This window comes from Streptococcus sanguinis SK1 = NCTC 7863, from assembly GCF_000194945.1.
Lineage (GTDB): Bacteria > Bacillota > Bacilli > Lactobacillales > Streptococcaceae > Streptococcus > Streptococcus sanguinis.
Genome location: NZ_GL878507.1, coordinates 592,791 through 613,763, shown reverse-complemented (window position 1 = coordinate 613,763; position 20,973 = coordinate 592,791). Strand labels below are relative to the sequence as shown.

At 43.9% G+C, this 20,973-nt stretch carries 20 protein-coding genes and 1 pseudogene; 19 read left to right on the top strand and 2 right to left on the bottom strand.

Going from position 1 to position 20,973, the window contains the following annotated elements:
- Window positions 1-74: 74 nt before the first annotated feature.
- The 6 genes and pseudogenes from HMPREF9378_RS07775 to HMPREF9378_RS07800 all read left to right on the top strand — a co-directional run bounded on the left by HMPREF9378_RS07775 (window position 75) and on the right by HMPREF9378_RS07800 (window position 7,438).
- Window positions 75-1,418 carry an MATE family efflux transporter gene (locus HMPREF9378_RS07775; protein WP_002895540.1) on the top strand — a complete coding sequence of 448 codons (1,344 nt, stop codon included), beginning with the start codon at window positions 75-77 and terminating at the stop codon, window positions 1,416-1,418.
- Between the two features lie 115 nt (window positions 1,419-1,533).
- Window positions 1,534-2,475 (top strand): annotated as a pseudogene (locus tag HMPREF9378_RS07780) (AAA family ATPase); the annotation flags it as partial.
- Between the two features lie 210 nt (window positions 2,476-2,685).
- A complete protein-coding gene (gene lpdA / locus HMPREF9378_RS07785; RefSeq protein WP_032909540.1) occupies window positions 2,686-4,026 on the top strand; it encodes a dihydrolipoyl dehydrogenase in 1,341 nt (446 codons plus the stop codon).
- Window positions 4,027-4,041: 15 nt separating this feature from the next.
- Window positions 4,042-5,115 carry a thiamine pyrophosphate-dependent dehydrogenase E1 component subunit alpha gene (locus HMPREF9378_RS07790; RefSeq protein ID WP_002900386.1) on the top strand — a complete coding sequence of 358 codons (1,074 nt, stop codon included), beginning with the start codon at window positions 4,042-4,044 and terminating at the stop codon, window positions 5,113-5,115.
- Window positions 5,116-5,133: 18 nt separating this feature from the next.
- Complete coding sequence (locus tag HMPREF9378_RS07795; RefSeq protein WP_002895536.1) at window positions 5,134-6,165, top strand: alpha-ketoacid dehydrogenase subunit beta; 1,032 nt, start codon at window positions 5,134-5,136, stop codon at window positions 6,163-6,165.
- A gap of 13 nt (window positions 6,166-6,178) precedes the next feature.
- Window positions 6,179-7,438, top strand: a complete 1,260-nt coding sequence (locus tag HMPREF9378_RS07800; protein ID WP_002900385.1) for a dihydrolipoamide acetyltransferase family protein — start codon at window positions 6,179-6,181, stop codon at window positions 7,436-7,438.
- A gap of 87 nt (window positions 7,439-7,525) precedes the next feature.
- Here the strand turns inward: HMPREF9378_RS07800 and HMPREF9378_RS07805 are convergent, their stop codons facing one another.
- Window positions 7,526-7,726 carry a 4-oxalocrotonate tautomerase gene (locus HMPREF9378_RS07805; RefSeq protein ID WP_223310287.1) on the bottom strand — a complete coding sequence of 67 codons (201 nt, stop codon included), beginning with the start codon at window positions 7,724-7,726 and terminating at the stop codon, window positions 7,526-7,528.
- A 105-nt stretch (window positions 7,727-7,831) separates the two neighbouring features.
- On the opposite strand from HMPREF9378_RS07805, the gene HMPREF9378_RS07810 reads away from it, so the two are divergent.
- The 9 genes from HMPREF9378_RS07810 (at window position 7,832) to HMPREF9378_RS07850 (ending at window position 16,046) form a co-directional block, all read left to right on the top strand.
- Entirely contained in the window at window positions 7,832-8,404 is a 573-nt protein-coding gene (locus HMPREF9378_RS07810) for a thymidine kinase (protein ID WP_002900383.1), read from the top strand.
- Window positions 8,405-8,440: 36 nt separating this feature from the next.
- Window positions 8,441-9,520, top strand: a complete 1,080-nt coding sequence (prfA, locus tag HMPREF9378_RS07815; RefSeq protein ID WP_002895522.1) for a peptide chain release factor 1 — start codon at window positions 8,441-8,443, stop codon at window positions 9,518-9,520.
- The gene (gene prmC / locus HMPREF9378_RS07820) at window positions 9,520-10,350 is read left to right on the top strand and encodes a peptide chain release factor N(5)-glutamine methyltransferase (RefSeq protein ID WP_002913573.1); all 831 of its coding nucleotides are present in this window, start codon (window positions 9,520-9,522) and stop codon (window positions 10,348-10,350) included. The genes prfA and prmC overlap by 1 nt, the downstream gene beginning before the upstream one ends.
- Window positions 10,343-10,933, top strand: a complete 591-nt coding sequence (locus tag HMPREF9378_RS07825; RefSeq protein WP_002900381.1) for an L-threonylcarbamoyladenylate synthase — start codon at window positions 10,343-10,345, stop codon at window positions 10,931-10,933. Before prmC ends, HMPREF9378_RS07825 begins: the two co-directional genes overlap by 8 nt.
- A 47-nt stretch (window positions 10,934-10,980) precedes the next feature.
- The gene (gene glyA / locus HMPREF9378_RS07830) at window positions 10,981-12,243 is read left to right on the top strand and encodes a serine hydroxymethyltransferase (protein WP_002900380.1); all 1,263 of its coding nucleotides are present in this window, start codon (window positions 10,981-10,983) and stop codon (window positions 12,241-12,243) included.
- 1 nt (window position 12,244) lies between these two features.
- Window positions 12,245-13,219 carry a nucleoid-associated protein gene (locus tag HMPREF9378_RS07835; protein ID WP_002913572.1) on the top strand — a complete coding sequence of 325 codons (975 nt, stop codon included), beginning with the start codon at window positions 12,245-12,247 and terminating at the stop codon, window positions 13,217-13,219.
- The gene (locus HMPREF9378_RS07840) at window positions 13,219-13,821 is read left to right on the top strand and encodes a lysozyme family protein (protein ID WP_002913571.1); all 603 of its coding nucleotides are present in this window, start codon (window positions 13,219-13,221) and stop codon (window positions 13,819-13,821) included. Before HMPREF9378_RS07835 ends, HMPREF9378_RS07840 begins: the two co-directional genes overlap by 1 nt.
- Window positions 13,822-13,935: 114 nt before the next feature.
- The gene (locus HMPREF9378_RS07845) at window positions 13,936-14,790 is read left to right on the top strand and encodes an alpha/beta hydrolase (RefSeq protein ID WP_002913570.1); all 855 of its coding nucleotides are present in this window, start codon (window positions 13,936-13,938) and stop codon (window positions 14,788-14,790) included.
- Window positions 14,791-15,065: 275 nt separating this feature from the next.
- The gene (locus tag HMPREF9378_RS07850) at window positions 15,066-16,046 is read left to right on the top strand and encodes a DUF1002 domain-containing protein (protein WP_002912437.1); all 981 of its coding nucleotides are present in this window, start codon (window positions 15,066-15,068) and stop codon (window positions 16,044-16,046) included.
- Between the two features lie 119 nt (window positions 16,047-16,165).
- Here the strand turns inward: HMPREF9378_RS07850 and guaA are convergent, their stop codons facing one another.
- Complete coding sequence (guaA, locus tag HMPREF9378_RS07855) at window positions 16,166-17,728, bottom strand: glutamine-hydrolyzing GMP synthase (protein ID WP_002912439.1); 1,563 nt, start codon at window positions 17,726-17,728, stop codon at window positions 16,166-16,168.
- 238 nt (window positions 17,729-17,966) lie between these two features.
- Here guaA and HMPREF9378_RS07860 point away from each other — a divergent pair, with 238 nt between their 5' ends.
- The 4 genes from HMPREF9378_RS07860 to ffh all read left to right on the top strand — a co-directional run bounded on the left by HMPREF9378_RS07860 (window position 17,967) and on the right by ffh (window position 20,970).
- Complete coding sequence (locus HMPREF9378_RS07860) at window positions 17,967-18,665, top strand: GntR family transcriptional regulator (protein ID WP_002913569.1); 699 nt, start codon at window positions 17,967-17,969, stop codon at window positions 18,663-18,665.
- Between the two features lie 152 nt (window positions 18,666-18,817).
- Window positions 18,818-19,150: a putative DNA-binding protein gene (locus tag HMPREF9378_RS07865; protein WP_032907526.1), complete on the top strand. Its 333-nt coding sequence runs from the start codon at window positions 18,818-18,820 to the stop codon at window positions 19,148-19,150.
- Between the two features lie 2 nt (window positions 19,151-19,152).
- Window positions 19,153-19,368, top strand: a complete 216-nt coding sequence (locus tag HMPREF9378_RS07870; protein WP_002902910.1) for a hypothetical protein — start codon at window positions 19,153-19,155, stop codon at window positions 19,366-19,368.
- A gap of 27 nt (window positions 19,369-19,395) precedes the next feature.
- Window positions 19,396-20,970, top strand: coding sequence for a signal recognition particle protein (ffh, locus tag HMPREF9378_RS07875; RefSeq protein WP_002913568.1), 1,575 nt, complete (start codon window positions 19,396-19,398; stop codon window positions 20,968-20,970).
- Window positions 20,971-20,973: the final 3 nt, after the last annotated feature.

Here is a 20,973-nt window from a genome sequence, read left to right as displayed (position 1 = left end):
GTAAAGATAGTTGATATTCTAAAATCTAAGATCATTGATTTTACTTGGGTAGAAAAAGTTTTTGAGGGATTTCTATGCACCAAACTCATAATTTAAATCAGCGGATACGGCTCTTTATTTCTATTTTTTTGCCAATTTTGATCTACCAACTGGCCAATTTTTCTGCTTCATTTGTTGATACGACCATGACTGGTCAGTATGACACCTTGCATCTGGCTGGTGTTTCTATGGCAACTAGTCTTTGGATTCCATTTTTCGACCTGTTGATAGGGATTGTGTCTGCCTTGGTACCCATAATCGGGCACCATTTAGGGCAGGGGAAAAAAGAAAAGATTGCTTCTGATTTTTATCAGTTTATTTATCTTTCTTTGGGGCTATCGCTAATTTTATTTGCCTTGGTATTTGTGGGCGCTCCTCTAGTTTTGTCTCACCTTGGCCTAGAGCCTTTGGTAGAAGAAGTGGCAAAGAACTATCTTTGGTATCTAGCGCTCGGCATTATCCCTCTTTTGCTCTTTAGCACCATTCGTTCTCTGTTTGATGCTCTGGGGTTGACCAAGCTTTCCATGTATCTCATGCTCTTACTTTTACCTTTGAATGGCACTTTTAATTATGCCCTAATCTACGGAGCATTTGGTTTTCCAGAAATGGGCGGAGCTGGAGCCGGACTTGGGACTTCTTTGGCTTATTGGGTTTTGCTTCTCATATCCTTGTTAGTAGCAGTCAAACATCCAAAAGTCCGAACCTATGAGCTGTGGAAGATTCGACCGCTAGATAAAAAGGGCTTCATCGAAGGCATTCGACTTGGACTGCCTATCGGTGGAACTTTTTTTGCAGAAGTTGTGATCTTCTCGGTTGTTGGCTTGGTCATGGCTAAGTTTTCGTCACTAATCATTGCCAGCCATCAGGCGGCCATGAATTTTTCAAACTTAATGTATGCCTTTCCTATGAGTATTTCAACCTCAATGTCTATTATCGTTTCTTATGAAATTGGAGCCAATCGTCCTGACGATGTTAAGAAATTCTGTAAACTTGGGCGGTTGACGGCCTTGGGCATTGCTGGATTTACCTTTCTCTTTCTCTATATCTTCCGCGACCGAGTGGCTGCTCTCTATGGTTCGGATACCGAGTTTATCCGTATGACATCTGTTTTTCTGACCTACAGCCTCTTTTTCCAATTAGCAGATACTTTTGCGGCTCCTTTGCAGGGCATTCTTCGGGGCTACAAGGATACTCAGGTGCCATTTTACTTAGGTTTGATTGCTTATTGGGGAGTTTCGCTGCCTCTGGGGCTCTTCTTAGATTACTATACTAGTTTAGGCCCTTATGGATACTGGATTGGTCTCATTGCCAGCTTGGTGACGAGTGGCATTCTCTTTCAGTGGCGGCTTAATCGTTTGGCTAAAAATATTACAAATTAAAGAGTGTTGGTTTGTCCCTTTAGGATAAATTAGTGCTCTTTTTTTCACAATCTTTTGTTAAAATTAGATTAAAACATGAAAAACGCTTACATTTTTTCTAGTATATTGATTGTGAAAGGGAATCATGGACAATGAGCGCGAACACCTGCTAAATCTAGACAAGCTCCTGCGCCAGAGAATTGTAGGGCAAGACCAAGCTGTTCGAAAGGTTTCGGAGGCGATTTTGCGCTCGAGAGCAGGAATTCAAAATCCAAAGCGTCCTATTGGGTCCTTTCTCTTTCTGGGGCCGACTGGAGTCGGGAAAACTGCTCTGGCAAAATCCCTTGCTGAGCGGCTGTTTGGTAATGAGCTGGAAATGGTCCGGCTGGATATGTCTGAGTACATGGAAAAACATGCTGTAGCTCGTTTAGTTGGTCCGCCACCAGGTTACGTCGGATTTGAAGAGGGAGGACAGCTGACAGAAGCTGTTCGTAGGAGGCTTTATTCGATTGTCTTGCTGGATGAGATTGAAAAAGCCCATCCGGATGTATTCAACACACTGCTGCAAGTCTTGGACGAAGGACGCTTGACAGACTCTAAAGGCCGTACTATTGACTTTAAAAATACTATTTTGATTATGACAAGCAATATTGGCTCCCAGCAGATTTTGGAAAGTCTCAAAAGTGAACAGGGACTGACTTCTGAAACGCAGGATGAAGTTCTATCCTTGCTGCAACATAGCTTTAGACCAGAGTTTTTAAATCGGATTGACGAGACGGTTATTTTCAACCCTCTAAGGGCAGAAGATATTGTCAATATCGTAAAGATTTTGGTTCGGCAACTTCAGGAGAGACTGAAACAACAGAAGATTCAGCTTCATCTGAGCGAAAAAGTCTATGCTTTTTTAGCCCAGAAAGGCTACCAGCCAGAGTTTGGTGCTCGCCCTATTCAAAGAAGCATTATGCGCTATCTAGAAACACCTTTGGCTCGTTATTTGGTCGAAAATAAGGAAACAACTGAAATGACAGTTCATGTCAGTTTGAAAGATGGGCAACTGGATTTTAATTATTTGGTATAAGTTTCTTTCGGAAAGTAAGCGCTTACTATATATAGACAAAGAAAAATGAAGAAAGGAGGTTTATCTTTTTTAGAGCAGACTGTATTTTAAGATTTCGAGATGAGTCTTAGATATATGAATAAATAATGAGATACTTTTTTGTATCTATAGCCGACAGCAATCATTTTGATTGTTGGAGCACCCTTTGCATTTTATGAAAGGAGGCCTGTTTTGTCTGTTTATGATGTTTTGATTATCGGTGCTGGACCGGGTGGTTATGTAGCTGCTGAAGAAGCAGCTCGTTTGGGTAAGAAGGTGGCCGTAGTAGAAAAGAAGTCTATCGGCGGAACCTGCCTGAATGTAGGATGTATACCGTCTAAGGCCTATCTCCAGCATGGTCATTGGTTACTGACAATGGAGGAAGCCAGACGTTATGGGATTGAGAGCAAGCTTGAAAGGATTGATTTTGAGAAATTGGTAGACCGAAAGAACCAGGTTATTGCCAGTTTACAATCTGGAATTCATGCTAGCTTTAAGTCTTTAGGCATTGAGTATATAGAAGGTCAGGCCAAGTTTGTCAAAGACCGAACTTTCTCCGTCAATGGTAAAGAAATCAGTGGCAAAGATGTGATTTTGGCTACTGGCAGTTATCCTTTTGTGCCTCCTATCAAGGGATTGGGACAGGTTGACTATCTAACGACGGATACGTTTTTTGACTTGAGGGAGCTTCCTGAGAAGTTAGTCATTATCGGAGGTGGCGTTATCGCAATTGAGCTAGCTTTTGCTATGGCTCCTCTGGGTGTTGCTGTTACTGTTATCGAGGTTGCGCCAGAAATTCTTTTGACCGAAGAAGCTGAAGCGCGGCATGTGATTCAAAAGAAACTAAAAAAAATGGGGGTGATGATTTATCAGGGAGCGCAGATAAAGGAAGTAACTGCTAATTCTGTCTTACTTGAGAACGAACAAGTTGCTTTTGACCATCTTTTGGTCGCTACTGGCCGCAAACCAAATCTAGAGCTAGCACAGGATATGGGTTTAGCCTTGACAGATCGTAATTTTGTCAAGGTAGATCAATACTACGAAACATCCAAAGAGCATGTTTATGCTATTGGTGATCTCTTAGAATCTTATATGCTTGCCCACGTAGCTAGCGCAGAAGGAATAAAAGCTGTGAGAGCTATCTGCCGGAGAGCTGAAGAAGCAGTTGATCCGCTCGGTGTCCCCCGTTCGCTCTACACCAGTCCTGAAGTAGCTTCTTTTGGTCTCAGCAAGGATGAGGCTGAGCAGGCTGGATATGATGTTCAGGTTCAACAGCTGCCTTTCTCTTATAATGGGCGGGCAATTGCTATAGGTGAGACAGAGGGCTATGTCAAGCTAATCTCAGAAAAGAAATACCATCTTCTACTAGGTGCAGTCATCGTTGGTCCGAACGGTACAGATCTTCTGCAGAATTTGATTTTGCTGAGGCAGGCTGAAGCAACGCTGGATCAAGTTCTTGAAACAGTTTTTGCTCATCCTACCACATCAGAACTAATACAAGAGGTCGCTAAAAGACTCGTTCAGGACGATTAATGAGGAGGTAAAAATATGTCAAATTATAAAGATTTACCACAACAATTGAGCAAAACAAGAAACCAAAGTGCTGTATCAGAGCTAGTAGATTTAAAAGTCTATGATGCTACTGAAGTTGAAGTAGAGCAGGTTTCCAAAGAAAAAGCCAAGACCATGTATAAAACCATGTGGGATATCCGTAATTTTGAGGAAAATACTCGGCGTTTCTTTGCTGCAGGACAGATTCCTGGTTTTGTTCACCTTTATGCTGGAGAGGAAGCGATTGCTACTGGCGTCTGTGCCAATCTGACAGACAAGGACTATATTACCAGTACTCACCGGGGACACGGTCACTGTGTTGCTAAGGGCGGAGATTTAAAGGGAATGATGGCAGAAATTTTTGGCAAGGAGACTGGACTTGGAAAAGGAAAAGGCGGATCTATGCACATCGCCGATTTGGACAAGGGAATTCTCGGTGCCAATGGTATGGTTGGCGGAGGCTTTGGTCTAGCTACCGGTGCTGCTATGCGCAACAAGTACTTGAAAACCGATAGTGTGGCTGTCTGCTTCTTCGGTGACGGTGCGGCCAATGAAGGAAATTTCCACGAATGTCTCAATATGGCATCAATTTGGAAACTGCCAGTTATCTTTGTCAATGAAAACAACCTCTTTGCAGAATCGACACCGCAATGGTATTCTTCAGCGTCTGGCACCATTGCCGAGAGAGCGGCTGCTTATAATATGCCCGGCGTTCGGGTTAATGGTAAGGATTTATTCGCTGTCTACCAAGTAGCCAAGGAAGCTGTAGAGCGGGCTCGTAGAGGTGAAGGACCTACCTTAATTGAAGCTGTAACATATCGCGATCATGGTCACTTTGAAGGGGATGAGCAGAAGTATAAGGCTTTGGAAGGTGAAGAAAAAGACTGGGCTGATGTGGATGCTCTAGATGTCTTCCGTGACTACGCTATTGAGCATGGCCTCTTGACTGAAGAGGAACTTGATGCCATATTAGAGGAGTCTCGAAAGGATGTGGAAGAAGCTATTAAATTTGCTCAAGACAGTCCGATTCCTCGTTGCGAGTCTCTGCTAGAAGATGTATTTGCTGATTGATAGAAGGAGGTTGATCAAATGGCTAGACAACTGTTATTTATGAAAGCAATCAATGAGGCGCTGGATCAGGCAATGGCAAAAGATGACACCGTAATCCTTCTGGGAGAAGATATTGCTGGCGGTGTAACAGTCAAGCATTTGGAAGAAGAAAACGAAGATGCTTGGGGCGGTGTAATGGGTGTAACCAAGGGACTCATGCCAAAATACGGCCGAGAGCGGGTGATTGATACTCCGATTTCTGAGCACGGATACGTGTCAGCTTCTGTTGGAATGGCTCTGACTGGCTTACGACCAGTACCGGAGCTAATGTTCAATGACTTTATCGGTTTCTGCTTTGACGCCATTCTGGGGCAAGGCTCAAAAATGCGCTATATGTTTGGCGGTAAGGCCAAGGTTCCGATGACAATGCGGACCATGCATGGGGCAGGAGCTTCAGCTGCAGCTCAGCACTCGGGCTCATATTACGGTCTCTTTGGTTCCATTCCTGGTATTAAGGTAGTTGTTCCAGCAACTCCGTATGATGCTAAAGGGTTACTGCTGGCTTCCATTGAAGACGACAATATCGTGATTTATTCAGAAGATAAGACTCTCTATGGTATCAAGGGAGAGGTGCCAGAAGAATATTATACAGTTCCAATTGGAAAGGCTGCTGTCCGCCGTGAAGGAACAGACCTCACTATCGTTACTATCGGTAAAATGCTTTATGTTGCTTATGAGGTAGCGGATCGCTTGGAAAAAGATGGTATTTCGGTCGAAGTAATTGACCTGAGAACAGTAGCTCCTTGGGATGAGGAGACTGTCTTTGAATCAGTCAAGAAAACTGGACGACTGATTATCGTTGATGAATCCAACCCTCACAATAACACAGCGACGGATATTGCAGCTGTAGTGACTGATAAATGCTTTGATTATCTTGATGGTCCGGTAAAATGCGTCTGCGCGCCAAATGTGCCAGTGCCGTTTGCTGTGAATCTGGAACAGCTCTATATCCCTAATGCTGATAAGGTTCTGACTGTTGCTGCAGAATTGATTGACGATCTGAAGAGATAGAAGGGAGGCAAGTATGGCTACAGAAATTGTAATGCCTAAGCTAGGCTTAACAATGACCGAAGGTTTGATAAATAACTGGCTGGTCAAGGAAGGCGACACCGTAGCTGCTGGTCAGCCTGTCTTGGAAATCAGTTCTGAAAAATTGACCAGCGATGTAGAAGCACCAAGCGCAGGAGTGATTTTAAAAATTATCAGTCAGGCGGGCGATACTGTCCCGTGCAAGAAAGTAATTGCATGGATTGGTGAAGCAGGAGAATCTATTCTAGGTATGGAAGCAGGAGGAGCCTCTGCGAACCAGTCAGAAAGTGAGCAAGAGGCCGCTGATGCAGAACCTGAACTAGCAGAAAAAACTGCGACAGCAAGTTCCAACTCTGTCGGAAACAGTGAACATGGACGTATTTTCATCACGCCGCTGGCCCGCAAAATTGCTAAGGAAAAAGGATATGATATTTCCTTGATTTCAGGAACGGGAGGCAATGGCCGCATTACCCGACGAGATGTGGAAAATTATAAACCAGAGGCGCTTCCAAACCAAACACCTGAAAGTAGCTCAGCAGTCCTTCAGCATGCTGGTCAAGTTGACTATGGTGCAGGATTGACAGGTATGCGCAAGACTATTGCAGAGCGGATGATGAATAGTCTCCAGGCATCTGCTCAGGTGACCTTGCATCGTAAGGTGGATATCAGTCGGCTGATAGCCTTTAGACAGGATATGAAGGATAAGGTCGCTTCTCCACTAGAAAATGGCGAAATCAGCATCACAACTCTGCTTACAAAGGCTGTTGCCAAGGCGTTGAAAGATCACCCTCAGCTCAATGCTTGGTATTTTAATGGTCAATATCAGGAAGTAGAAGATATTCATATTGGTATCGCGACGGCACTTAGTGATGGTTTAGTGGTTCCGGTCATTCGTCACGTGGATAAGCTAACGCTGGCTGACTTGGGCTTAGCTATCAAAACGGAAGCCAATCAAGCTCGTAAAGGCACTTTAGATCCAGCTCTTTACTCAGGTTCAACCTTCAGTATTACCAATCTCGGGGGAGCAGGCATTGAATATTTCACTCCTATCCTAAATACACCAGAAGTAGCCATTTTAGGAGTTGGTGCCTTGCAAACGTCGCTGGCTCTTGATAGCCAAGGACAGGTCTACGAGCAGAAATTCCTGCCGCTCAGCTTGACTTTTGACCATCAAGTCGTAGATGGTCAGCCCGCAGCAGAGTTTCTAGCCAGTCTAGCGGACAAATTGGAGTCTCCTTACGACTTGGTTTTCTGATAGAAGAATGAATGGTGAATTTCATTCCTGAATGATAAAGAAAAAGGCCAGCAGGTTAAATCTCCATAACCTGCTGGCTTGTCTTTTTTATTTTTCCCGCATTTGACCTTGTGGGAAGTAGGTTCCTTCTGGCATGTCGTTAATGATGACATGGACAGCAGACTGAGGTGCGCCTGTATTTCTGACAACGGCTTCAGTTACTTCCTTGGCGAGAGCTTTTTTCTGCTCTAGAGTGCGTCCTTCAAACAAATCAATTCTAACAAATGGCATATTTTCTGCCTCCTTTATTTCGTTATTATTATTTTATCACAATTGAGGTTTTAAAGAGTAGTGAATTATGGTAAAATAATGTGAAGTAAAAATGGAGATAGTGAATTAGCAAAGATTTAAATTATGGCTCAGTTATACTACAAATATGGCACGATGAATTCGGGCAAGACCATTGAAATTTTGAAAGTGGCCCACAATTACGAAGAGCAAGGCAAAAGCGTAGTCATCATGACCTCAGCTGTTGATACTCGTGACGGTTTTGGGGTTGTTTCTAGTCGCATCGGTATGAAGCGGAATGTTATGGCTATTGAAGATCAGACGGATATTTTTGGCTATATTCAGCAGCTGCCTGAGAAGCCTTATTGCGTTTTGATTGATGAGGCTCAGTTCTTGAAACGCCATCATGTCTATGATTTGGCTAGAGTGGTGGATGAGCTGGATGTTCCGGTTATGGCTTTTGGTCTTAAAAACGACTTTCGCAATGAACTTTTTGAAGGCTCCAAGCACCTCTTGCTCTTGGCTGACAAGATTGAGGAAATTAAAACTATTTGCCAATATTGCTCTCGTAAGGCTACCATGGTTTTACGGACTGATAACGGAAAGCCAGTTTATGATGGTGAGCAGATCAAAATTGGCGGCCACGAGACCTATATCTCAGTATGCCGTAAGCATTATTTTAACCCCGACATTAAGTAATCCGACGATAGAAACAAAGGAGATGATGAAAAATCTATGAACATCTATGAACAGTTACAAGCAGTTGAAGATCGCTATGAAGAACTTGGTGAACTCCTAAGCGACCCTGATGTAGTCAGCGATACCAAGCGTTTTATGGAGCTTTCTAAGGAAGAAGCCAGCACCCGCGATACAGTGACAGCTTACCGTGAGTATAAAAAAGTCCTGCAAAACATCACAGACGCTGAAGAAATGATAAAAGACGCCTCTGGTGATGCTGACTTGGAAGAAATGGCTAAGCAAGAGCTTAAAGATGCCAAGGCTGAAAAAGAGGAATACGAAGAAAAACTAAAAATTCTCCTTTTACCAAAAGATCCAAATGATGATAAGAATATTATCCTTGAAATCCGCGGGGCTGCAGGAGGAGACGAAGCACAGTTGTTCGCAGGAGACCTCTTGCAGATGTATCAAAAATACGCTGAAAGCCAAGGCTGGCGCTTCGAAGTCATGGAGGCCTCTTATAATGGTGTAGGCGGGATCAAGGAAGTGGTCGCTATGGTCTCAGGTCAGTCGGTCTACTCAAAGCTTAAGTATGAATCTGGCGCTCATCGTGTACAGCGGGTTCCTGTGACTGAAAGCCAAGGTCGCGTTCACACCTCGACGGCAACTGTCTTGGTTATGCCAGAAATCGAAGAAGTAGAATACGACATTGATCCTAAAGATCTGCGGGTGGATATCTACCATGCTTCAGGTGCTGGCGGACAGAACGTCAATAAGGTTGCGACTGCGGTTCGTATCGTCCATCTACCAACTAATATCAAGGTTGAAATGCAGGAAGAGCGGACCCAGCAGAAGAACCGGGATAAGGCTATGAAAATCATCCGAGCCCGCGTAGCAGACCACTTTGCTCAAATCGCTCAAGATGAGCAGGATGCAGAGCGCAAGTCCACAATTGGTACAGGCGATCGCTCGGAGCGGATTCGCACCTATAATTTCCCGCAAAACCGGGTGACAGACCACCGTATCGGACTGACCTTGCAAAAACTGGACACGATTTTAGCTGGTAAATTGGATGAAGTCGTTGATGCTCTGGTTCTCTATGACCAAACGCAAAAACTAGAAGAGCTGAATAAATAATGACATTGGCTCAATATTTGGCGGAGCTAGGGCAGGAGTTAGTAGCAGCGGGAGAAGAAGCAGAAAGCCTGTCTTTCGTTTATCGAGCTCTCAATAAGCTCTCCTTTACCGACTTTGTTCTCAAACTTCAGACAGAAGTCAGTCTGGAAGACCGTGAACAGCTAAAAGCAATTCAAGAGCAGCTGCTTGCTCACAAGCCAGCCCAGTATATCATTGGCAGCAGTGACTTTCACGGCCTGACTCTCAAGGTGGACGAGCGGGTGTTGATTCCAAGGCCTGAGACAGAGGAGCTAGTGGAGCTGATTTTGTCAGAAAATCGCGAAAGCTCTCTGTCTATCTTGGATATCGGAACGGGTAGCGGAGCCATTGCTCTGACACTGGCAAACAGCCGTCCAGACTGGCAAATTACTGCTTCTGATCTCTCTGGCGATGCTCTTTCCTTGGCAACAGAAAATGCTCAGTCATGCGGACTCAGCCTCACTTTTATCCAATCCGATTGCTTTGAAGCAATCAGTGGGAACTTTGACATTATCGTCTCCAACCCGCCCTATATTTCAGAAGCAGATAAAGACGAAGTCGGACTTAACGTTTTGACCTCAGAGCCTCACATGGCCCTCTTTGCGGAGGAAGATGGCTATGCCGTCTATCGGAAAATAGCCGAGCAGGCAGGAGACCATCTGACAAAAAAAGGAAAAATCTATCTGGAAATTGGTTACAAGCAAGGAGACGGTGTCAGGGAGTTATTGAAAAAATCTTTTCCCCAAAAACGAATCCGAGTCCTGAAAGATCGATTTGGCAAGGATAGAATGGTGGCGGTTGACAATGGATAAGATAGAAAAGACTCTGGCAGCAGGCGGAGCAGTTGTCCTGCCGACAGAAACTGTTTATGGCCTCTTTGCTCAGGCTTTGAATCAAGAGGCGGTTGAACGAGTCTACGAATTAAAACGAAGACCTCGTGACAAGGCTCTTAATCTCAATGTGGCTAGCTTGGAAGAGATTTATGCTTTTTCTAAGAACCCGCCCAGTTATCTGGATCAACTCTACCAAGCCTTTTTGCCTGGGCCTTTGACTATTATCCTCCAAGCCAATGACCAGGTGCCTGTTTGGATAAACTCAGGTATGGAAACCGTGGGTTTTCGGATTCCTAAGCATCCAGTTACCCTGGACTTGATTCGTAAGTATGGTCCCTTGATTGGTCCATCCGCCAATCTTTCTGGAAAAGCCAGTGGAACTTCTTTCCAGCAGATTATGATGGATTTTCAAGAGCAAGTCTCGGGAGTAGAAGATGATCCTGCTCTGACAGGTCAGGATTCAACTATTCTGGACTTGTCTGGAGAAAAAGCTCGTATTCTACGCCAGGGAGCGATTACTCGCGAGGATATTCTCGCTCAAGTAAATGATATAAAATTTTAACTTTTAGGACCTTAGGTTCTATTTTCGCAAAAGAAGGGAGACACCTTATGATTTTTGACCAAGAAGACTATAAAGCATTTGACCCAGAGATTTGGGAAGCAGTTGCTAAAGAAGAAGAACGTCAGCAACATAACATTGAGCTGATTGCTTCAGAAAACGTCGTTTCAAAAGCTGTCATGGCTGCTCAAGGTTCTATTTTGACAAATAAGTACGCTGAGGGCTACCCAGGCCGCCGTTACTATGGTGGGACAGATGTAGTGGATGTGATTGAGAGTCTAGCGATTGAGCGTGCCAAGGAAATTTTTGGTGCTAAGTTTGCCAATGTGCAACCTCACTCAGGCAGTCAGGCTAATTGCGCAGCTTATATGGCTTTGATTGAGCCAGGTGATACAGTTATGGGGATGGATTTGTCTGCGGGCGGCCACTTGACTCATGGTGCATCAGTTAGCTTCTCTGGCCAAACCTACAATTTTGTATCCTATAGTGTTGACCCAGAAACAGAATTACTGGACTTTGATGCTATCCTCAAGCAAGCCAAAGAAGTACAGCCTAAGCTGATTGTGGCTGGGGCTTCAGCCTACTCTCATATCATTGATTTTTCAAAATTCCGTGAAATCGCTGATGCAGTAGGTGCCAAGCTTATGGTAGATATGGCTCACATCGCTGGATTGGTCGCGGCAGGTCTCCATCCAAGCCCAGTGCCTTATGCAGATATCACAACAACAACGACCCACAAGACCTTACGCGGCCCTCGCGGTGGCTTGATTTTGACAAATGATGAAGAATTAGCTAAGAAAATCAACTCAGCTATCTTCCCAGGCATTCAAGGCGGACCATTGGAGCATGTCATTGCAGCCAAAGCAGTTGCATTTAAAGAAGTGCTGGATCCAGCATTCAAAGTTTATGCTCAGCAGATTTTGGACAATGCCCAAGCTATGGCTCAAGTCTTCCGTCAGCATGATAAGTTCCGTGTGATTTCTGACGGTACTGAAAATCATCTCTTCTTGGTTGATGTCACTAAGGTTGTAGAAAATGGGAAAGTAGCGCAAAATCTCTTGGATGAGGTTAATATCACGCTTAATAAAAACTCCATCCCTTACGAGACTTTGTCACCATTTAAGACTAGCGGAATTCGTATCGGTACAGCAGCTATTGCAGCTCGAGGCTTTGGTGTAACAGAAAGCATCAAGGTAGCAGAGCTCATTATCAAGGCTCTGGAAAACGCTGAAAACGAAGCAGTGCTGAATCAAGTGCGGGCGGAAGTTCGCGAACTAACGGACGCTTTTCCACTCTATGAGGGCTTGAACTAAGATGGATATTTACGTAAAAAAAGCAATTATTCATCAATTCAGCCCAGCTGATACCGAACTGCTGCTGGCGGATAAGTTTCTCAACATTACTCCTAAGATTGAAGAATACCTGCGCAAGAAGATTGAGAGGGTCTACTCTGACGATGCCAAAACAGGTGTTTTCGATCCCGAAAACGTCTTTTTAGCCCAGCTTTCAGACGACCTACTGGAAACATCAGTGACAGTGGCCAAGCTTTGGCAGGAGGAGTTTTCTGTCAGTGAAAACCAGAAAACCAACGATCTGATTTTTGTCCAGTTTGACAAAGAAGGCGTAGAGCACTTCGCTTTTCTGCGGATTGCTCTGCGGGAAACCCTTACCCACTTGGGTGGCGAGGTGGACAATCCTATCAAGCTGACGCAGAACAATCTGCCTGGCTTTGGTACAGGTGCGGACGAGGCTTTAGTCATCAATCTCAAATCTCGCAAGTACCATCTGATTGAAAAGCGCATCAAGTACAACGGTGCCTTTCTCAATTATATGTCAGATAATCTCTTGCAGGTCAGTCCGACAATCTCAGCTAAGAAATCAATCAAAGCGCTTGAGAAGACAGCTCAAAAAGTTGCCGAAAGCTTTAATAAAGACGATTTCCAGTTCCAGTCCAAGGTCAAATCCAGTATTTTCAAAAATCTGGAAGAAAATGACGAACTGTCTCCTGAGAAGTTAGCTGATGATCTTTTTGACAGCAATCTGACTGCCCGACTTACCTTTATTGACCAAGTCAAGGAAGCTATTCCTGAGCCAGTCAAGTTTGATGAGATTGACAGCAGCCGCCAGAAGAAGAAGTTCGAAAATCAGAAACTCTCCCTTTCAAATGGAATTGAGCTCATCGTTCCCAATAATATCTATCAGGACGCAGAGTCTGTAGAATTTATCCAGAACGACAACGGAACCTATTCTATTTTGATTAAAAACATCGAGGATATCCAAAATAAATAATGTTTAAATTTCTAAGAAGACTGATTTTAGTCCTTTTCGTGCTCTTTGCCGGCTACAAGATTTATCAGGTTCATCATGATGTCAAGCAGGTCATGAAGTATCAGAGCTTAGTCAGAGAAGTGCTGGACGAGCAGGATACAGCGGCCAATGAAGAATTGGTACTGGCCATGATTTATACAGAGACCAAGGGAAAAGACACTGATGTCATGCAGTCCAGTGAAAGCGCGACTGGTCAGACCAATGCCATCACGGACAACAAAGAAAGTATTCGCCAGGGCGTCCAGACCCTGTCTGATAACCTAGAGTTAGCCAGCGAGAAAAAGGTAGATGTTTGGACAGCAGTACAAGCCTATAATTTTGGTCAAGCCTATATCGACTACGTCGCTAAAAACGGTGGTGAAAATACGCTAGAGCTGGCCAAGAAATATTCAAAAGATATAGTGGCGCCAAGCTTAGGGAATGTAACTGGCAAGACCTACGGCTACTATAACCTTATTTCTATTTTCCACGGCCCAGAGCTCTATATCAACGGCGGTAATTATTATTATTCCCGTCAGGTCAAGATGAACATGCACATCATGCGACTCTTAAAATGGTTTTAGAAAGAAGTTTTCAAGCTTCTTTCTTTTTTGATGGTGAAGTAATAATCCGGATATTTGTAACCACGATGGATACATGATATAATTTTGTACATCTATCATTAAAAGGAATGAAAAATGAACAAAAAATTTGGTTTTAAGCTCCTTATTCTGGTTTTAGTGACAATTGCCGGTCTAACTGCTTTTTATAACCATAAAGAAGCCACTAGCCTCAATACAAGACAATATGTTCAGTCAACAACGCCGACCTTGTTTTTCCACGGTTTTGGATCCAGCTCTAATGCTGAAAATCATATGACAGAGGCAGCCAAAAAGGCTGGAGTCACTCAGACAATTATCACAGCAAATGTCAGTAAAAACGGTCAAGTAAGCTTATTAGGAGAGATACCGAAAGGTGCTATCAATCCTATTATCAAGGTAAACTATGAAGATAACCGCAATGCCGACTACGCTCAAGATGGTAGGTATGCAGCAGCTGTGATTCGCAAGCTACAAGAAACTTATGGCTTTGATAAGATGAATCTGGTAGGCCATTCTATGGGAAATATGTCCATCCTCTTTTATATGCTGGAGAACGGTCAGGATGAAAATCTTCCTCAGTTGCAAAAGCAGGTCAATATTGCCAACCATGTTAATGGTCTGGAAGGAAGGGACTTGCCTGAAGATTTGAGAATCCTAGACGACCAAACTGGCCAGCCTAGTGCTATGAGCCAGACTTATCAAAAACTACTGGGATTACGAGAAGTTTACCCGCAAGAACAAGTAGATGTCCTTAATATCTACGGCGATTTCAAAAATGAATCCGACGGTTCTGTACTCAATATTTCTTCTCGCAGCCTTAAATATCTCCTAGTTGAAAATGCTAAATCTTACCAGGAGAAGAAAATCACAGGCCAGTTGGCTCAGCACAGTCAATTGCATGAGAATCCAGAAGTAGACGAATTGCTGATTGACTTCCTTTGGAAAAAGTAGAAAAGAGCAGTTACTGGCAAGCAAAATCAGTGACTGTTTTTTCTTTGAACTTCTTTGAGAAATGTTGTAAAATGTATCTATTATCTCAAGCCCTCAATGGATGAGATAATAATAACTCCATCATTGCAGCAACTCAACTGAAGCACTCTGAAAACCAAATGGAGCAGAACTCACACGCTCAAGAAACAGAAATTCGAGGCAATCAGATGGAAAGTTTGCTACGAAAAAAGCTATAGAATTTGGGAAACTATAGCGGGAGGAAAAGAGGAAAAAATATGAAATTCAAAAAAACTTTAATGACAGCAGGAGCCTTGCTGGCTACTCTGTTTACTGTATCGACCGCAGCTGCCGATTCAAATGTTCAGAAAGTCATTGATGAGACTTACGTGCAGCCTGAGTATGTGCTGGGTTATTCCTTAGATGAAAGCCAAAAACAGCAGACCTTGCAGATGTTGGGCTACAATTCATCCAGCGACAGCAAGCCACTTAAGACCATGACCCCAGAAGTCTACTCTAAAATCATGAATGTTGCTAACGACCCTAGCCTGCAGCTTTATTCTTCTGTAAAAATCCAGAAGTTGGGCAGCAATAAGCCGTTAGAGGTGAAAATTGTCACTCCGCAAAACATCACTAAGGTTACAGAAGATATGTATCGCAATGCAGCTGTTACTCTGGGTGTTCAGCACGCGCAGATTACTGTTGCGGCACCAATTCCTGTAACAGGTGAGAGCGCCTTGGCAGGGATTTACTACTCTCTAGAAGATAACGGTGCGACCATTCCTCAGGAAAATAAAAACCTAGCGCAGGAAGAACTGGCCACCCTTTCTGGTATCAATGCTGAAAACACAGGTAAGGAAGGCTATGACGCAGACAAGCTCAACGTAGCTCTGGCTGATATCAAAGCGGCTGTCGCCAATGCTAAGAAGAACAACAGCAATCTGACAGCAGATGATGTCCGTAAGATTGTTGAAGAAACCTTGAAAAACTACGGTCTGACTCAGTCAGTGACCAGTGACCAAATCAACCTTATCGTGAATTTCGCTGTCAATCTTTCAAACAGTGGAGTCATTACGGATTCTGACTTTACGAAGACCCTTAGCGACTTGAAAGACAGCATCGTTTCAAAGGCAGGGGATACTTTTAACAATATTAACCTCAACTTTGATGCAAACGGACTCCTTCAAGAAGGCGGTAATTTCTTTTCTAATATCTGGAATGCCATTGTCAACTTCTTTAAAGGATTGTTCGGCGGTTAATTTCAAGACTATATAAAACAAGGCTAGGACTAAAATGTCCTAGCCTTGTTTGTTTTTTATACGTTAAATCCTCCATCAGAAGTCTTCCGGTGGAGGATTTTTAAAATATGATTTACTTGTTACTCCCACTCTACAGTTGCAGGTGGTTTGCTGGTGATATCGTAGACGATGCGATTGACATGGTCTACTTCATTAACAATACGAACAGAGATCTTTTGCAGAATATCCCAAGGAATCTTGGCAAAGTCAGCTGTCATACCATCGATAGAAGTGATAGCGCGAATCGCAATTGTGTAGTCGTAAGTCCGGCCGTCACCCATGACACCAACAGATCGGACGCCAGTATTAACAGTAAAGTACTGCCAGATGTCGCGGTCAAGACCAGCTTTGGCGATTTCTTCGCGGAGAATAGCGTCAGATTCGCGGACAGTTTCCAATTTTTCCTCAGTGATTTCTCCCATGACACGAATAGCAAGCCCTGGGCCTGGGAATGGCTGGCGCCAAACAATTTCATCAGGCATACCAAGCTCTGTACCCAAAGCACGCACTTCGTCCTTATAAAGTGTGTTCAACGGCTCAATCAGCTCAAACTGCATGTCCTCCGGAAGACCACCAACGTTATGGTGAGATTTAATAGTCTGAGCAGTGTCGGTACCGGATTCGATGACATCGGTATAAAGTGTGCCCTGAGCTAAGAATTTTACATCTTTTAGTTTGCTGGCTTCGTCGTCAAAGACATAGACAAACTCGTTTCCAATGATTTTACGTTTTTGCTCTGGATCTGAGACACCAGCTAGTTTATCAAGGAAACGTTTAGCAGCATCTGCCTTAATGATATTCAAACCAAATTTGCCACCCAGCATATCCATGACCTGATCTGCTTCGCCTTTACGCAAAAGACCATGATCCACAAAGATACAGATTAGTTGATCGCCGATTGCTTTCTGCAAGAGAACACCGACAACAGAAGAGTCTACACCGCCAGAAAGTCCCAACAGCACCTTCTTGTCACCAACGGTTTGGCAGATTTTTTGAATTTCCATGTCAATGAAGTTATCCATAGACCAGTCGCCTTTGGCTCCACAAATATTAAGAGCAAAGTTGCGCAGGATATCATAGCCAAATTCTGAATGACGAACCTCAGGGTGGAACTGAATGCCGTAGATTTTCTTAGCTGGATTTTCAATAGCCGCAAAAGGACAGTCAGCAGAAGTACCAGTACGAACAAAGTCAGCAGGAATCTCTGTTACCGCATCTCCGTGGCTCATAAGAACTAGCTGGCTTTCAGGTGTTCCGTTGAAAAGACTGGAGTTAGAGGTATGTGACAGAGTCGACTGACCATATTCACGATTTCCAGCATGACCAGCAGGGACAACCTTGCCCCCCAGCTTGTGAGTCAAAAGCTGCATACCATAGCAGATTCCCAAAATCGGGATTCCCAACTCGAAAATTTCCGGATCAATATCAAAAGAGCCGTCTTCATATACAGAATTCGGACCACCGGAAAGGATAATCCCGACAGGCTGGATAGCACGGACCTCGTCTGCAGTAATCTTGTGGCTCTTGAGCTCAGAAAAAACACCGATTTCACGAATGCGGCGTGAAATCAGCTGGTTGTACTGGCTGCCGTAATCAAGCACGATGATCTTTTCGACATCTTGCAATTCAGTTCTAGTTGTCATCTGTTCCCTTTCTTAAAAGAAGTAATCTTTTCCCCTCATTTTATCACAAAAAAGGAATTTTTCCAAGGTAATAAGGAGCAAGAGTGATGAAAAAACGAGTATGAGTCTTTATTTGGCTAAACAGCTAGAATCGTGAGAAAAGCAAGCATTTGAGAGTTAATACTTATCATTTAGTTTGACATTTGAAGTATTTGGTACTAAAATAAAGGAAGGTACCAAATAAGAAAGAAGAGCCGATATGTTACCCGCATATATCAAAATTCATGATCAGATTAAGAAAGACATCGACGATGCCGTTTGGGAGATTGGAGAGCGCCTGCCCAGTGAGCGAGATCTAGCCGAAACCTTTAAGGTCAGCCGTATGACCCTGCGTCAGGCCATTACGCTCTTGGTTGATGAGGGGGTGCTAGAGCGTCGGGTCGGCAGTGGTACCTTCGTAGCCAGCACACGTGTTCAGGAGAAAATGCGCGGCACCACCAGCTTCACGGAAATCATGAAGGCGCAAGGCAAAACGCCATCCAGCCAGCTTATTTCTTATCGACGTACCCTGCCCAGCGAGCAGGAAGTGGAGAAGCTAGGCATCCATAAGACAGAAAATGTCATTCGGATGGAGCGAGTTCGCTACGCTGACGATTTGCCGATGGTCTACGAGGTGGCTTCAATTCCAGAGAAGTTCATTAAGAATTTCAAAAAAGAAGAGGTGACCAGTCATTTCTTCCAGACCTTGCAGGAACATGGCTATAAGATTGGCAAGTCCCAGCAGACGATTTATGCTCGGCTGGCTAAGGAAAAAATCGCCAATTACCTTGATATTCCCCGCGGCCATGCTATATTAGGACTGACTCAGATTTCTTACTTTGATGACGGAACAGCTTTTGAATACGTAAAAAGTCAGTATGTCGGCGATCGTTTTGAATTTTATTTGGAGAACAATTAATTATTGCAAAACTCTTGGTTATCACTAAGAGTTTTTAACTTGTCTTTTACACAGAAGAAAAAGCTGATTGAAGTTTTGAAATCTCATATTTCGAGTGTTTATTTCCCTTGTCAGACTAGAGTTTATCATGCTTTTCTGGTATAATGTTTCTTATGGAAATTGAAAAAACAAACCGAATGAATGCTCTCTTTGAGTTTTATGCGGCGCTTTTGACTGACAAGCAGATGAACTATATTGAGCTCTATTATGCGGACGACTACAGTCTGGCTGAGATTGCTGAGGAGTTTGGTGTTAGCCGTCAGGCTGTTTATGATAATATTAAGCGGACGGAGAAGATTCTGGAGGACTATGAGAAAAAGTTGCACATGTACTCGGACTACATTGTTAGAAGCCAGATATTTGACCAGATTACAGAGAAATACCCTGACGACAGCTATCTGCAGGAGCAGATCGGGATTCTGTCTGGTATTGACAACCGAGAGTGACCATGGCTAAACAAGTTATCTACAAGGGAATGTCTTGCTGGTTGTTAGAGTTGGAAGAACCTTTTCCTGCCAGGGTACAAATCATCTCCCCTGATGATCTTTCTAAGGCAATACAAAAAGGCTTCAGTTGCTGGGGCTACCCAAATGAGATTATGAAAGAAGTCTCTGCTGAGGAATACGCTTGTTTAACACGTTTTGGAAAATTTCCACTGAATTGATTGAAATAGAAACTAGGAGAATAAAAAATGGCATTTGAAAGTTTAACGGAACGTTTGCAGAACGTCTTTAAAAATCTGCGCAGAAAAGGGAAAATCTCAGAGAGCGATGTCCAGGAAGCAACCAAAGAGATTCGTCTGGCCCTTTTAGAAGCCGATGTTGCTCTGCCGGTTGTCAAAGACTTTATCAAGAAAGTCCGTGAGCGCGCTGTCGGTCATGAGGTTATCGACACCCTCAATCCAGCGCAACAAATCATCAAGATCGTTGACGAAGAACTGACAACTATCCTGGGCTCTAATACTGCTGAGATTATCAAGTCACCAAAGATTCCGACTATTATCATGATGGTTGGTCTGCAAGGGGCTGGTAAGACTACCTTTGCTGGTAAGCTTGCTAATAAGCTCAAGAAAGAAGAAAATGCTCGTCCGCTCATGATTGCGGCGGATATTTACCGTCCAGCGGCAATTGATCAGCTGAAAACACTTGGACAGCAAATTGATGTACCTGTCTTTGCTTTAGGCACTGATGTTCCGGCTGTTGAGATTGTCCGTCAAGGTTTGGAGCAGGCAAAAGCTAACCACAATGACTATGTCCTGATTGATACAGCTGGGCGTCTTCAAATTGACGAAAAGCTCATGCAGGAGCTGTCTGATGTCAAAGCGCTGGCTAATCCCAATGAAATCCTCTTGGTTGTCGATGCCATGATTGGTCAGGAAGCGGCTAATGTCGCTCGAGAATTTAACAGCCAACTGGAAGTGACTGGTGTTATCCTGACTAAGATTGATGGTGATACCCGTGGCGGTGCAGCCTTGTCTGTCCGTCAGATTACTGGTAAGCCCATTAAATTTACTGGTACTGGTGAAAAGATTACTGATATCGAAACCTTCCACCCAGACCGCATGTCCAGCCGGATTTTGGGCATGGGGGACATGCTGACTCTGATCGAAAAAGCCTCTCAGGAATACGATGAGAAAAAATCGCTTGAAATGGCTGAAAAGATGCGGGAAAACACCTTTGATTTCAATGATTTTATTGATCAGTTGGATCAGGTACAAGGCATGGGGCCTATGGAGGATTTGCTCAAGCTGATTCCAGGTATGGCCAATAATCCTGCTCTTAAGAATATCAAAGTGGATGAGAAAGAAATTGCCCGCAAGCGCGCTATCGTATCCTCTATGACACCGGCTGAGCGTGAAAATCCTGACTTGCTGAGTCCTAGCCGTCGCCGTCGGATTGCCAATGGTTCAGGTAACAGTTTCGTCGATGTCAATAAATTTATCAAAGACTTCAATCAAGCTAAGCAGATGATGCAGGGCGTTCTGTCAGGCGATATGAGCAAGATGATGAAGCAAATGGGTTTCAATCCAAACAATATGCCTAAGAACATGCCTGGTGGCGGAGGAATGCCCGACATGTCAGCTCTTGAAGGTATGATGGGCCAAGGCGGTATGCCAGATATGTCAGGCTTAGGTGGAGCCGGCATGCCGGATATGAGCCAAATGTTTGGCGGCGGCCTCAAGGGCAAGGCCGGAGAGTTCCTGATGCGACGCAGCATGAACAAAATGGCCAAGCAAATGAAGAAAAACAAGAAGAAGCGGAAGTAATAA